Genomic DNA, 14,093 nt, shown 5'->3' with positions numbered 1-14,093 from the left:
GGGAAAAAAGAAAATGATATTTTTAAAACGTACAAAGAAATTCGTAATTGGGCTTATTTCAGGGGCAGCACTATTTACTGGGGTTTCAGCGATGGGACTTCAAGATGATGTTAAACCTGTATCAGCTGCAACAACCAGTTCAAGCGCTATTAATTTAACAGCTAAAGCTGCTTTAGCAATTGATGCAGATACTGGACAAGTTATTTATGAAAAAAACGCTGATGCTGTTTTACCAATTGCATCAATGACAAAATTAATTTCGGTTGATATTATTTTAGATCAAATTAAGAGTGGTAAATTAACTTGGGATCAAAAAGTTAAGATTGATAATGATTCTTATAAAATTAGTCAAGATACATCGTTATCAAACGTTCCGTTGAGTAAAACGAAAGAATATACAGTTAAACAACTGTATGATGCTAGTTTAATTTACTCAGCAAATGGGGCTATTATGGCACTTGCTCATGAAGTATCGGGCTCACAAAAAGATTTCGTTACATTAATGCGTGCAAAGGTTAAGTCATGGGGAATTACAGATGCTAAGATTGATAATGTTTCTGGTTTAACTAATAGTGATATCAGTAAAGCTGATCGATACCCTGGGTCAGCTGCATCAGATGAAAATGAATTAACAGCTAAAGACATGGGAATTATTGCTAAAAACTTACTTAAAAAATATCCAGAAGTATTAAAAACAACAAGTATCAAACGTAAATATTTCGATAAAGGAACATCTGACCAAACATTAATGGAAAACTGGAACTGGATGTTACCTGGTTTGGCTAAGGCTTATACAGAATTACCTGTTGATGGATTAAAGACAGGTACTTCTGACAAAGCTGGCGAATGTTTTACAGGAACTGTAAAAAAAGACGGTCATCGAATTATTACTGTCGTTTTAGGATCATCACATAAGAGTGAAACAGATGTGAGTCGTTTTACAGATACACAGAAAATAATGTCATACGTATTTGACATGTTCAATGTAGAAACAATCAAGGCTGGTACAACATTTAAAAATGCCGATAGTTTACCTGTATTCCATGGTAAAGAATTAACAACTAAAGTTATGCTTAAATCTAATCAAAAAGTTTGGTTGAAAAAAGGCGAAACAGTTAAATCAACTATTTCAGCAAAAGTGTCAGAAAATGCTGATTTAGTTAAAAAAACAGGATTAGAAGCCCCAATTAAGGCTAATAGTGATATTGGAACGCTTGAATTGACTGGTAAAGATAATGCATTATCTTATGTTGATGGCAAAAAATCACTTTCTGTTACAGGAACGAATAAAGATGCAATTGAAAAAGCTAACATTTTTGTTATTATGTGGCGTGCAATTGCTAACTTCTTTGGAAATTTATTTTAAATCGATAAAATCATCTCTATTTTTAGGGTGATTTTTTTGTCTATATAGGCAATTTAGTCGTGTAAGATTAAAAAAACATTAAAAAGAAAATAAAAATTTGTTCTTCGTGGACATTTGATGTATATTATAACGTATCGATAAAATTTTATAGTAGAAATAATTAATTTAGGGGGCACCAATTTTAATGAAAATGATTAAGAATGAATTTAAATTTGTTGGAAAGAATAGAATACTTCTTGTTTCAACAATTGTTATGATGCTTATTCCGATTCTGTATGCTGCTTTCTTCTTGAAATCAGTTTGGGATCCATATGGCAAAACAAGTGATTTACCAGTAGCAGTCGTTAATAACGATGAATCTGTTAAATATAACGGAACGACATTGGATGTTGGGGATCAACTTGTAAAAGAGTTGAAGAATAATGACCAATTGAAGTGGACATTCGTTTCTGCTAAACAAGCAAAACAAGGGATGAAAGATAACAAGTACTACACAACAATTACGTTGCCTAAAAACTTCTCTTCAAATGCTGCAACTTTAATGGATACAAATCCTAAAAAGATGAAAATCACATACGATACTAATGCATCTCGTAACTACATTGGTGAAGTTATCAGTGAAACAGCAGCAAAACAATTAAATAGCCAAATTCGTGAATCAGTCACGAAAGCATATGCAACAGCTATTTTCGGCCAAGTTAAAACAATTGGTAAAGGCTTTAAGACAGCTGCAACTGGTTCTAAAACATTGTCTGATGGGACTATAACATTGAATGATGGTTTAAATAGCTACATTACTGGTGTTGGAACTGTTAATAATGGTGTTCAAACACTTTCAACTAGTGTTGTTCCATTAAAAAATGGTGTTCAAAAATTAGCAACAGGCGCTGGTTCTTTAAGTGCTGGCTTATCAAAACTTAATAATAGTACAGGTACATTAGCTTCAGGAGTATCGAAGCTAGATACTGGCTCAACAACGTTGGCAAGTGGCGTAAAAACATATACTAACGGTGTTGGAACGGTTAACACGGGATTACAAACATTGAATGGAAGTACAGGTACATTAGCTTCAGGAGTAACGAAGTTAAATGATGGCTCAACAACGTTAGCAAGTGGCGTAAAAGGTTATACTAATGGAGTTACTATATTAAATAGTGGCTTGAGTCAATTAAGCTCAAATTCTAAAGCATTAAATGATGGAATAATTACATTAAGAGGTGGTATTACAACAGTTCAAGCTGGCGAACAATCGTTAACTAAAAGCTTGAAGGATTCTGCTGCAACTCTAGATACACAATTAAATAGTCCAGATTCACAAGCTGAAATGGCAAAATTAAATGCTGGATTTACAGCATTAGATTCAGGAATCTCTAAGTTAAATTCTGAATTAAATGGCACAAATGCACCTAATATTGATGCTAAAAAATTAACAGCAGATTTAACTCAAATTGGAGCTAATACTAAACTTGTTGCCGCAAAAGCAACAGATGCTGGTTCACAATTGAGTGAATTAAATAATAATCTTTATAGTACAACTAACACATCCAGTGTTGCTGCACAACTTAAGGATGCACAAAGTAATATGGGTGCTTTAGTTACCTTTGTAAAATCACCTGATTTTGCAGCTTTAGAGAAATCTAATCCAACGTTAGCAAAAAGTATTGCTGCTTCTGTTAATGGATTAGGAAGTAATCTTCAAACTGCTGGCACAAGTTTGGCAGCATCTGGTAATAATACAACAAAAATTAAAACAGATTTATCTGATATGACAACACCGTTGACCGATAATGGTGACAAATTAAAATCAATTCAAAAAGAATTAGCAGCTATTCAAGAATTACTACCTAAATTACAAGCATTAAAGACGGGTGTTGCTGAGTTATCTGCTCAAGAACCACAAGTAACAGCAGGTGCTAAGAAAGCTATTGATAAATTAATGGCTGGATTAAATACTGTAAAAACTGGTTTAACACAAACAGGTTCTGGTACAAAGGAAAGTCCTTATGGTGCTATCCAAGCAACAGACTTACTAAATGCTGGATTAGGTCAAATTATGGCTGGATTAAATGGTACAGATAAAACTCCTGGCTTGATTCCAAGTGTACAAAAATACACTGCAGGTGTATCAAGTGCTAATGATGGTTCTAAAACATTAATTGGAAACAATGGTGCCTTAGTATCAGGCTCAGGTCAATTAAGTACAGGATTATCAACATTAAATGGATCAGTACCAACATTGACATCAGGAGTTAGTCAACTAGCTAATGGATCATCACAATTAGCAGCAAATAGTGGCGCACTTGTTTCAGGTTCAGGTCAATTAAGTACAGGATTATCAACATTAAATGGATCAGTACCAACATTGACATCAGGAGTTAGTCAATTAGCTACTGGTTCAGGTACATTATCAAATGGTTTAGTAAGCTTGAATGAACAAGTACCAACACTTGTTGCTGGAGTTGATAAATTAGCTGCAGGGACCCAAAAATTAGATGATAACTCAGCTAAATTAGGTGATGGTTCTAAATCACTTAAAAAAGGGTCAAAAACATTAGCTACTGCTCTTAAAACAGGATCAGATACAGTTAATGGAATTAAGGCAACTAACAAGACAGCTAATATGTTTGCAGCACCTTCAGAATTGGAACATAAGAATTACAGTTATGTTCCTAACTATGGACATGCTTTAGCACCATATGTTCTTTCACTTGCATTGTACGTTGGGGCAATCGTCTTTAACTTTGCATTCCCAATCCGTAAAATTTCAACTGAAGGTCAATCAGCAACAGCTTGGTTCTGGAGTAAAGTTGCTATTGGAACTGTCGTTGCCCTTGGTATGGCACTTGTTGAAGTTACAGGGATGCTTATGTTCGGGTTACAAGCAGACCATATTGCTGAAACTTACTTAATTGCAACAGTATTCTCGTTAACATCGATGTATCTTGTTATGGCACTTGCTATGGCATTTGATAATCCTGGTCGATTCGTGGCCATGGTTCTCTTGATGTTACAATTAGGTGGCGCAGGTGGTACCTTCCCAATGGAAGTTACAAATAGCTTCTTTAATGCCATCCATCCATTCTTACCAATGACATACTCAACCTTAGGATTCCGTGAGTCATTAACTTCTGGAATGGTTAGTGGACAAATTGGCATAAGCGTATTTGTTCTTGCAATCTTCGCTATTGTTTCATTAGTTCTATTATGGGTTGCTATGCAAATTCTTCAAAGAGTTGGACTTGCTGGTAAATCACAATTAGATGACAATCAAAAATTACAAGATTTAGAAAAATAGGTTATTAAAATGGAGCTACGCAAAATTAATTTTGCGGGCTCTATTTTTTTGATTGAATATATTTAGAAGGGGTTAATTAAATTGAGGGTCTTAATCTTAGCCCTAATGGTCGTAATAATAACTAAAAAGCGGTATACTGTTACTATTAATATTTAAAACAATAGGAGGCCAAATTATGTTAAGTCATTTTGATGAAAAAAACGTTGAAGTCAATGAAAAAGGAATTCCATTTCCAGCTGATACACGTGTTAGTTTTGAAACAAATAACGAGTTCTTTACTGGTGTCGTTGAAAAACAACTAAAAAATTCGGCTATTATTAAATTTGATAAGGAATTTATTAAGAATGAAACTGCTGAAGAATTAAAACATAAAATTGTTGTTAGTTATGCAGGGTTAGAATTAATTAAATAATCAGGATTAGAGATTAGCGTGCGTACTTAGCGCTAATCTCTTTTTTTAAAATTGAAAGGGGGGAGTCAGAATGAATAGGTGGATCCAGAAATATCTTGATAAAGCTAGTTTGTTGGCCTCTCCCGTACAAATTGTTGTCTTTTACTATTTAGCGTTGATTGTAGTAACAAGTATTTTATTATGTCTTCCGTTTTTCAAACAACCCGGTGCTAGTGTGCCATTTATTGATACAATATTCATGGCAGTCTCAACGGTTAGTGTTACCGGATTGACTACATTTCCGATAGAACAAATCTATAATAATAACGGCATCATCTTGTTAGAGATACTTTTTCAAATAGGTGGTTTTGGTATAACAATGCTCTCAACGTTTATTATGGTAATTGCTGGTCGACGCATTGGGTTGCAGCAACGCCGGTTAATTCAAACTGATATGAATCAGCCACATTTAAGCGGAAATGTTCGTTTAGTCTATTCAATTTTCGGTATTATGTTAGGAATTCAAGCTTTTTTTGGTGTGATATTTTCAATTTATTTATATATACGTGATGGTTTTGAACACCTAGCTACATCAATTTTTGATGGATTTTATATCGCAATATCCGCTTTAACAAATGCGGGATTTGATGTTACTGGAAAATCTATTATCCCTTATTCGAAAGATTACGTCTTTTTATTTTTAATTATGATTTTAATTTTTATAGGTGGATTAGGATTTCCAGTTATTATTGAAATTTTGGCGTGGATCAAGGTTACGTGGTTCAAACCAGGACATAAAAAATTTAGATTTTCATTATTTACAAAATTAGCAGGTAGTTTTGCGATAGGATTTTTCTTTATTGGAACAATATTAATTTTCTTGTCTGAACATAATGGTTATTTTGCACATAAGGCATTCATTGAAAAAGTTATGACAGCGATGTTTTATAGTATTACAACGCGTAATGCTGGACTACAAATTAATCAAATTAGTGATTTTAATACGACGACCTTATTGATTTTTTCTATGTTAATGTTTATTGGTGCTAGTCCGAGTTCAGTTGGTGGGGGTGTTCGAACAACAACAATTGGGATTTTAGGATTATACTTGTTATCGTTTATTCGTGGACATAAGAATGTGAATATTTTTAATAGAAGGATTCATGAAAATGATATCCAAAAATCAGTTGTAGTTGTTAATTTATCGATTTTTATGTGTTTAATTGCGGTCTTTATCTTAAGCATTACGGAAAATCACTCGTTGATTTCACTGATTGTAGAAGTAACATCTGCTTTTGGAACGACGGGATTATCAACGGGAATTACCAGTTCATTAAGTATTATCGGTAAAATGGTTATTATTATTCTGATGTTTGTTGGACGTGTAGGTATGTTATACATGCTAATTTTCTTTGTTTCGAAAAAAGAACGGGATGAAAAGTATCGTTTCCCATCAGAACAGATCATTATTGGATAACTTTTTGATTAGAGTTATTAAATAATGAGTATTAAGAAACAGATGTATGCTATAATTTATATCGTTAAACCAACTTTATATTATTGGAGGACTATCGTGAAAGAAACAGAGAAACGCTGGCTCACAGTTTTTAAAATTGCGATGCCGCTTTGCCTGAGTTACGTCCCAATTGGACTCGCGTGTGGTATTTTGTTGCATGCAGCAGGCTTCAATACGATATTAGCAGGATTAGTTTCCATACTTGTTTTTTCAGGTGGTGCACAGTTTTTAATTGCATCAATGTTGACGATTCAGTCGCCAATTCTTTCAATTGTTACTATGCTATTTTTCTTAGAATTACGTTATGCGTTATTAGGTGCTAGTTTGTCACAGTATATTCGAGGAACTAGTCGTAAGTTTTTATACATATTTGCGGCATCACTAAACGATGAAAATTACGCAGTAAACTATTTAAAATTTGCAACGGATAAAGAATGGAAACCAAAAGATGCTTTAATGGTTGAACATTATTCATTATTATTTTGGACGATGAGTAATATCGCAGGTAGTTTAATTGGTGCTGGGTTAAAAATTAATTTAAGCATTGTTGAATTTGCATTAACCTCATTATTTATTTACATGATAGTCATGCAACTTAAAAATTACCTCACAATTATCATTAGTATCCTTTCAGGTATCTTAGCAATTATTTTCATGTCACTATTCCAAAGTACAATGGGATTAGTTGTGGCAACTTTGTTGGCTTCTTTTGTTGGATTTATTATTGAACATGAAATTGTTAAAAAAGGTAAACGAAATAAATTATTAAATACGATTAAACCAAAAGCAAGTCGACATACAATAAGTAGAAAGTCTAAAGTTTCTGAGGAAAGTTAACTATGGAAATGACAACAATGGATCATTTTTTATTAATTATTTTATCTGCAATTGTTGCATATTTACCACGATTTATTCCATTACGAATTTTTTCATCTCGAGAAATCCCAGAATGGTTTAATGAATGGATGAAGTATGTACCCGTTGCGTTATTTTCAGCATTAGTTTTTAAAGACCTTTTTATTGATTCAAGTTTTCAATTTGTGGGCGTAGACAACGTCACAAAATTAATAGCGGCTGTGGTCGTATTCGCGATCGCATATCGTACGAGATCAATGGGATTATCTGTTGTACTTGGACTTTGTGCCATTATGCTGTTGTCACTTATATTATAAATTAAGTAAATAAGAATTTAGTTTCTCTAAGGGACTAAATTCTTATTTTGATTAACGTTTGAAGGATGTTCCATGATATAATAACAGCGATATAAATATAGGGATAAGAGGTGTGGTTAAAATGAAAAAATGGGTATGGGGATTAGTTGCAGTTGTTATTGTAGGTATGTTTGGTGGCTACGGTTTAACGAAACATGCAGAAGCAAATAAAAATTATAATACAGCCATGAAGAACGGTAAAACTGCGATTCAAGATGCAAAATATACTGAGGCAGAAAATTATTTTGATGTCGCTTTAAAAAAGAAATCAAATGATGCGACCGCACAAGCTTATAAGACACAGGTGACACATTACAAGGCAGTACTCAACAAAACTGAAGCTCGTCAATATAGTAAAGCAAAGGATGCAATTAGCATCGTACTAGCAGATCATGATGGGTCAGCAGTTATTAAAAAACGAGCAACAAATTTAAAAAAAGAATTAACAACGGTTCTTGAAAAACGTACACTATTTACAAAAACATATAATGAAGCAATGAATTTAAATACGGAATATAGCTATACAGCATCAAACGATAAATTAACTGAAATCTTAAATGATAGTAGTATTGATAAAAATTATTACTCAGATTTAAAGGAAAAAGCAACAGACTTACAACAAAAAAATGATAAGAATTTGGCAACGATTGGCTACCCAACAAGTAGTTCTAGTTCTTCAAGTAGTTCGACAAGTAGTTCGAAAAGTTCAACACCATCATCTAAAAGTAGTGGTTATGGGTCGGAGTATAGTATACCAGAAATAAAAAACAATTCGTCAGCTACATTGACGTCAGAAGAACAAGCCGCTGCATCAACTTACTCAGGTTCAAATGAATATACAACAAGTTCATCAAACATAGTAGATGGTAACGGTAAAGCAATTACAGCATCCCGTATTAAGGCAGCACGAGACTCAATTAAATTTGCAGGTGTTAACCCTAATTCATTTAGTGATTCTGATGTTGTAAAAATTATTAAACAGGCTGTTAAAGAAACAACAAGTGTTAAAGCTATTGCAGCACGAGATTACAAATAAATCGATACTTCTAGGAGCATAATTCTAAATTTTAGGATTATGCTTTTTTTAAAACTTTTGTTGAAAACAATAATTTTCCATTTTATGTAAAGTTATTATATAGTAGAAATAAGGGGGAATGTAACATGTACTTAGCTGTTAAAGAGATTAAACATAATAAACTTCGGTATGGTCTGATTATTTTTACCATCTTTTTAGTTTCATATCTCATCTTTTTTTTAACGGGATTGGCTTTTGGGCTTGCGAATAATAATCGGTCTTCAATTGATAATTGGGATGCGGATAATATTGTTATCAGTCAGTATGCGAATAATAATTTGGCATCTTCTGAGATACAAAAAGACTCACTTCCTAAGATTTCAGGGTCAAAATCAGACTATGCTTATTTAGGTCAAATGATGGGCGTTGCTAGTCGGAAAAATGAACCAAAAGCTAATATTAGTGTTTTTGGAATTCAATTTAATCAATTTCTGAAGCCTAAATTAGTTCAAGGTAGAATGCCGCAGAAAGTTAACGAAGTAGTTATTGATAATGGATTAGATGCCACTAAATTAGGCCAAAAAATAAAAATTAATAATGCGACACAAGAATATAAGGTAGTGGGGCTAACGACAGGTAATAAATACACAACAGCACCAGTTGTGTATTTACAATTAGCTGACTATCAAACGTTACGTTATGGTCCGGACAATCCGACTGAAAAAATTAATGCAGTTGTATTAAAAAATCCAGCTAAAATTAAAAAAGATAAACAATTAGCGACGTTAACAATGGATAAGGTGATTAACAACATACCGGGATATGGTCCAGAAGTGAAGACCTTTACGTTAATGATTGGTGCTTTATTTGTTATTATCGCATTTATTGTAGGTATCTTTATGTATATTTTAACCATTGAAAAAACGGCCGTTTATGGGGTGCTACGGGCACAAGGAGTCTCTAGTGGGACTTTGGTTAAAAGTTTAATTTGGGAGTCGTCATTACTAGGTTTGCTAGGAATAGGATTGGGCATTATTGCAGATGTGGCAACAGCACTTTCACTACCATCTGCCGTCCCATTTTTAAATAATGTCTTCTTAGTCGTAGGATTTTCGGTTATCTTGTTATTGATGATTATTCTGGGATCACTATTCTCCATTTTTAAAATATTACGTGTTGATCCACTTGATGCAATTGGAGGTGTCTAAATGAGTTTAATGAAATTATCTCATGTTTCTAAAACATTTGGAAAAGGTGATAGTAAAAAGTTAGCTCTTGATAGTATTGATTTAGTGGTTGAGAAAGGGACGTTCATCGGCTTGACGGGTCCATCAGGATCTGGAAAAACAACATTACTGACAATTATGGGTGGATTACAAGGATTAACTGATGGGACAATTTATTTTAAAGATCAAGAGATTGGACAATTAAGCGAGAAAGAACGAACTAAGTTACGATTTAATGAATTTGGTTTTATTTTACAAGGGTCTAATTTAGTGCCTTTTTTAACCGTTTTAGAACAATTCGAATTAGTCAATAAAATGAAAACTAAAAAAGAAAGTCGTAATCCTGAAATGATGTTACGCGACTTAGGTGTATGGGACCAAAGAAATCAATATCCTGCTAGTCTTTCAGGTGGTCAAAGACAACGTGTTGCAATCGCTAGAGCATTATTTGGGCAACCGGAACTCATCTTTGCTGATGAGCCAACGGCAAGCTTAGATAGTAAAAGAGCGAAGCAAGTTGCCGCTCAACTTGCCGATATCACAAAAAAGACGGGACAAACGATTATTATGGTTTCACATGATGAAGATGTCTTGGCATATACGGACCAAACATTTTTTATGCGAGATGGACAGCTAACAAAAGAATGATTTTTAATGATAACGACAAAAAAAGAGAACCGCAATTGCGGTTCTCTTTTCGTTTAAAGTTTTACTATTTTAGTGGAGTCCATTTCCAGTTATTAACTTCTGGAAGATCATCACCATTTTCACGGATGTATGATTCATGTTTAGCAACCATAGCTTCCATTTCTTTAACAAATTTATCGCCTGCAGCGCCTAAGTTGCCAGCTTGTAAGACAGCATCTTTAGCAAGGTTGTAACGATCCATTTGGTTCAAGACACGCATATCGAATGGTGTAGTGATATCACCATTTTCACGGTAACCATGGATTGAAACATTGTGGTTATGACGATCATAGAAGATGTCACGAACCATAGCTTCGAAACCATGGAATGCGAATACGACTGGTTTATCAGTTGTAAAGTAACCGTCAAATTCTTCATCAGAGAAACCACGAGGGTCAATCTTAGGATGACGTAATTTTAAGATATCTACAATATTGATGAAACGAATCTTCAATTCTGGGAATGCTGAGTTTAAAAGACTAACAGCAGCTAAAGCTTCTAAGTTAGGTTCTGAACCAGCAGCAGCAATAACAAGATCAGCATCATCGCCCTTAGCAGTACTTGCCCAATCGATAACTTTCAAACCATTGTCAACAAGTTCTTGAGCTTCATCAGCTGAGTAGAATTGAGGACGTGGTTGTTTACTTGAAACGATTAAGTTAATAAGTTCTTCACTTTGAAGAGTCTTATTCATAACAGCTAATAAACTGTTAGAATCAGCAGGTGTATATTCACGGATAAATTCAGGTTTCTTATCAGCTAAATGACCAAGCATACCTGGATCTTGATGAGTATAACCATTATGATCTTGTTGGAATACAGTTGATGTTGCAATAACATTCAATGATGGGTATTGTTTACGCCATGTTTGTTCTTTGGCTTTACGTAACCACTTGAAATGTTGTGTCAACATTGAATCAACGACACGTAAGAATGATTCATAACTAGCGAAGAAACCATGACGTCCAGTTAAGACATAACCTTCCATCCAACCTTCAGCTTGATGTTCTGATAATTGTGAATCAAGAACACGGCCTACAGGATTTTGCCATTCGTCATTACCTTCTTTGATTGGTTCCAACCATTGACGGTTAGTAGCTTCAAAGATAGCATTCAAACGGTTCGATTTTGTTTCATCTGGTCCGAAGATACGGAAGTTTTTAGGATTTTCTTCAATAATATCACGAGCGAAGTCACCAAAAATAATCATATCTTGTGCTGTAACAGCACCTGGAGTTGATGTATCAACAGCATTTTTCTTCCAATCAGGCATAACTAATTTTTGAGGATTAATACCACCGTTAGTAATAGGGTTCATTGCCATACGTTGGTTGCCTTTAGGTGCCATTTCTTTTAATTCAGGAATTAATTGACCGTCTTTTGTAAATAATTCTTCTGGACGGTATGATTTCATCCATTTAACAAGAGCATCAACATGTTCCATGTGACGTTGGTCTACAGGAATTGGAACTTGATGAGCACGGAATGAGCCTTCGATTGGTTCGTTGTTCCAGACTTCTGGACCAGTCCAGCCTTTTGGTGTACGAACAATCATAACAGGCCATTTAGGCATTGTTGCTTCTTCAGCTGGGTGTTTGCGAGCTTCAGTTTGGATTGCTTTAATTTTTTCGATAGCAAGATCCATTTTTTTAGCCATTTCAGGATGGATGATCTCAGGATCAGTTCCTTCAACGAAAATTGGATCCCAACCCATACCTTCAAAGTATTTCGTTAAATCTGCATCAGATTTACGTGATAAAATTGTAGGATTTGAGATTTTGAAACCATTCATATCAAGGATTGGTAATACAGCACCATCATTAACTGGGTTAATGAAGACGTTTGAGAACCAACTTGCTGCTAATGGGCCAGTTTCTGATTCACCATCACCAATTACTGTAGCAGCAATTACGTCAGGGTTATCAAGAATAGCACCAGCGGCATGAGATAATGAATAACCTAATTCGCCACCTTCATGGATTGATCCTGGTGTTTCAGGAGCAGCATGAGAAGCGACACCACCTGGGAATGAAAATTGTTTGAACAATTTTTGCATACCAGTTAAGTCTTCAGTGATTGTTGGGTAGATTTCTGTATAACTACCATCAAGGTAAGCATTAGAAACCATAACTTGGCCACCATGACCAGGTCCTTCAATATAGAACATGTTTAAGTTATATTTATTAATTGCACGGTTTAAATGAGCGTAAATAAAGTTTTGGCCTGAGATTGTTCCCCAATGACCAATAGGGTTAACTTTGATGTCTTCAGGTACGACTTCAGTTTGTAATAATGGATTTTGTTTTAAATAAAGTTGTCCAACTGAAAGGTAGTTTGCTGCACGCCACCAAGCATCAACTTTATCTAAATATGATTTAGATGAAAAATCAGTTTCTGTCATAGTTACACACTCCTATATGTTTTATTTGCTAAAGTTATAGCGCTTTCTATATGTTCATAATAACAAACATTAAATAAAAGTCAATCATTTAATTTATTGGAACGTACCAATTATTTTAAAAAGTAAATAAAAAGCCGTTAAATAGCCTATTTAACGGCCATGAAAGTATTAAATTTAGAAAATTTATAATGAAATCTCATACTTGAATATTCAAATGGGGTACCATTATCTAAGAAGAAAATACCATCCATTATACTAACTGGTTCAGTTGGTTTTAAATCTAAAAGTTTTTGATCATTTTCGTCTGATGGTTCAGCGTAGATTGAAAGCGACGATTTAGTAACTGATTGATTCTGAATATCCTCTAAATAATTAAAAATTGAACCTTTAACAATTGTTTGAGATAAATTAGGAACAATCTTAATTGGAATATAGCCTGTTTCAATCATAAAAGGCGTTTTTTCAAATAAACGTAGGCGAACAATCTTGTAGACAAAATCATCTGCATCTAGGAAAAGATTGCGTTGTAAATCTTCTGAGGGCGCAATAACTTCAAAACTCAGTACTTTAACTTTAGGACTTTTACCGTTCATTTCAAATCCATCTGTAACACCTAAGTTAGAGCCTTCATAATTAAAAACGGTTTTATTTTTTAAATATAAGGGATTAATAAAGGTGCCGGAACCGCGTTTTTTAAAAATAATACCGTCGTTAGCCATCTGGCTAAGAGCTCGTTTTACTGAACTACGACTAATTTTATAAGTTTCACTCAAACTACGTTCATCAGGGAGTTTCATGTCGGGAAATTCATCTGCAGCGATTCTTTTTTTAAGTTTACTAATCAGTTGTTTATAAATTAATTCAGCCATACAAGAGCACTCCTTTCGTAGAGTCAATCTCCATAGTTAACCATAAGTTTTAATAGACAACAAGTCGCTAACTTTCAGAAGGAATAATTATTTTAGAACAAAAAGGTAAGAATTAC

Annotated in this window: 11 protein-coding genes; 9 read left to right on the top strand and 2 right to left on the bottom strand. The window is 34.1% G+C overall.

What is annotated here, in order from left to right:
• Positions 1–13 precede the first annotated feature (13 nt).
• The 9 genes from ACE83Q_RS05910 (at position 14) to ACE83Q_RS05870 (ending at position 10,668) form a co-directional block, all read left to right on the top strand.
• Entirely contained in the window at positions 14–1,366 is a 1,353-nt protein-coding gene (locus ACE83Q_RS05910) for a serine hydrolase (RefSeq protein WP_409021816.1), read from the top strand.
• 184 nt (positions 1,367–1,550) lie between these two features.
• Complete coding sequence (locus ACE83Q_RS05905; RefSeq protein ID WP_409021815.1) at positions 1,551–4,661, top strand: YhgE/Pip family protein; 3,111 nt, start codon at positions 1,551–1,553, stop codon at positions 4,659–4,661.
• Positions 4,662–4,836: 175 nt separating this feature from the next.
• The gene (locus ACE83Q_RS05900) at positions 4,837–5,073 is read left to right on the top strand and encodes a hypothetical protein (RefSeq protein WP_409021814.1); all 237 of its coding nucleotides are present in this window, start codon (positions 4,837–4,839) and stop codon (positions 5,071–5,073) included.
• Between the two features lie 70 nt (positions 5,074–5,143).
• Positions 5,144–6,529: a TrkH family potassium uptake protein gene (locus ACE83Q_RS05895; RefSeq protein WP_409021813.1), complete on the top strand. Its 1,386-nt coding sequence runs from the start codon at positions 5,144–5,146 to the stop codon at positions 6,527–6,529.
• 96 nt (positions 6,530–6,625) lie between these two features.
• The gene (locus ACE83Q_RS05890; RefSeq protein WP_409021811.1) at positions 6,626–7,405 is read left to right on the top strand and encodes an AzlC family ABC transporter permease; all 780 of its coding nucleotides are present in this window, start codon (positions 6,626–6,628) and stop codon (positions 7,403–7,405) included.
• Between the two features lie 2 nt (positions 7,406–7,407).
• Positions 7,408–7,740: an AzlD domain-containing protein gene (locus ACE83Q_RS05885; RefSeq protein WP_409021810.1), complete on the top strand. Its 333-nt coding sequence runs from the start codon at positions 7,408–7,410 to the stop codon at positions 7,738–7,740.
• Between the two features lie 121 nt (positions 7,741–7,861).
• Complete coding sequence (locus tag ACE83Q_RS05880; RefSeq protein ID WP_409021809.1) at positions 7,862–8,815, top strand: hypothetical protein; 954 nt, start codon at positions 7,862–7,864, stop codon at positions 8,813–8,815.
• A gap of 125 nt (positions 8,816–8,940) precedes the next feature.
• Positions 8,941–10,002, top strand: a complete 1,062-nt coding sequence (locus ACE83Q_RS05875; protein WP_409021808.1) for an ABC transporter permease — start codon at positions 8,941–8,943, stop codon at positions 10,000–10,002.
• Entirely contained in the window at positions 10,003–10,668 is a 666-nt protein-coding gene (locus ACE83Q_RS05870; RefSeq protein WP_409021807.1) for an ABC transporter ATP-binding protein, read from the top strand.
• Positions 10,669–10,732: 64 nt separating this feature from the next.
• Here the strand turns inward: ACE83Q_RS05870 and ACE83Q_RS05865 are convergent, their stop codons facing one another.
• Positions 10,733–13,108, bottom strand: coding sequence for a phosphoketolase (locus tag ACE83Q_RS05865; protein WP_409021806.1), 2,376 nt, complete (start codon positions 13,106–13,108; stop codon positions 10,733–10,735).
• Positions 13,109–13,254: 146 nt separating this feature from the next.
• Complete coding sequence (locus ACE83Q_RS05860; protein ID WP_409021805.1) at positions 13,255–13,977, bottom strand: GntR family transcriptional regulator; 723 nt, start codon at positions 13,975–13,977, stop codon at positions 13,255–13,257.
• Positions 13,978–14,093 lie beyond the last annotated feature (116 nt).

The sequence above is a fragment of the Dellaglioa kimchii genome (genome assembly GCF_046115505.1).
Taxonomy (GTDB): domain Bacteria; phylum Bacillota; class Bacilli; order Lactobacillales; family Lactobacillaceae; genus Dellaglioa; species Dellaglioa kimchii.
The sequence above is the reverse complement of the archived record's forward strand: the minus strand, read 5'-3'. Positions and strand labels throughout refer to the sequence as shown.

What these genes read in the sequence shown, in the direction of transcription:
- ACE83Q_RS05910 (WP_409021816.1), top strand. Translation starts at nt 14, where the DNA reads ATGATATTTTTAAAACGTACAAAGAAATTCGTAATTGGGCTTATTTCA.
- ACE83Q_RS05905 (WP_409021815.1), top strand. Translation starts at nt 1,551, where the DNA reads ATGAAAATGATTAAGAATGAATTTAAATTTGTTGGAAAGAATAGAATA.
- ACE83Q_RS05900 (WP_409021814.1), top strand. Translation starts at nt 4,837, where the DNA reads ATGTTAAGTCATTTTGATGAAAAAAACGTTGAAGTCAATGAAAAAGGA.
- ACE83Q_RS05895 (WP_409021813.1), top strand. Translation starts at nt 5,144, where the DNA reads ATGAATAGGTGGATCCAGAAATATCTTGATAAAGCTAGTTTGTTGGCC.
- ACE83Q_RS05885 (WP_409021810.1), top strand. Translation starts at nt 7,408, where the DNA reads ATGGAAATGACAACAATGGATCATTTTTTATTAATTATTTTATCTGCA.
- ACE83Q_RS05880 (WP_409021809.1), top strand. Translation starts at nt 7,862, where the DNA reads ATGAAAAAATGGGTATGGGGATTAGTTGCAGTTGTTATTGTAGGTATG.
- ACE83Q_RS05875 (WP_409021808.1), top strand. Translation starts at nt 8,941, where the DNA reads ATGTACTTAGCTGTTAAAGAGATTAAACATAATAAACTTCGGTATGGT.
- ACE83Q_RS05870 (WP_409021807.1), top strand. Translation starts at nt 10,003, where the DNA reads ATGAGTTTAATGAAATTATCTCATGTTTCTAAAACATTTGGAAAAGGT.
- ACE83Q_RS05865 (WP_409021806.1), bottom strand. Translation starts at nt 13,108, where the DNA reads ATGACAGAAACTGATTTTTCATCTAAATCATATTTAGATAAAGTTGAT.
- ACE83Q_RS05860 (WP_409021805.1), bottom strand. Translation starts at nt 13,977, where the DNA reads ATGGCTGAATTAATTTATAAACAACTGATTAGTAAACTTAAAAAAAGA.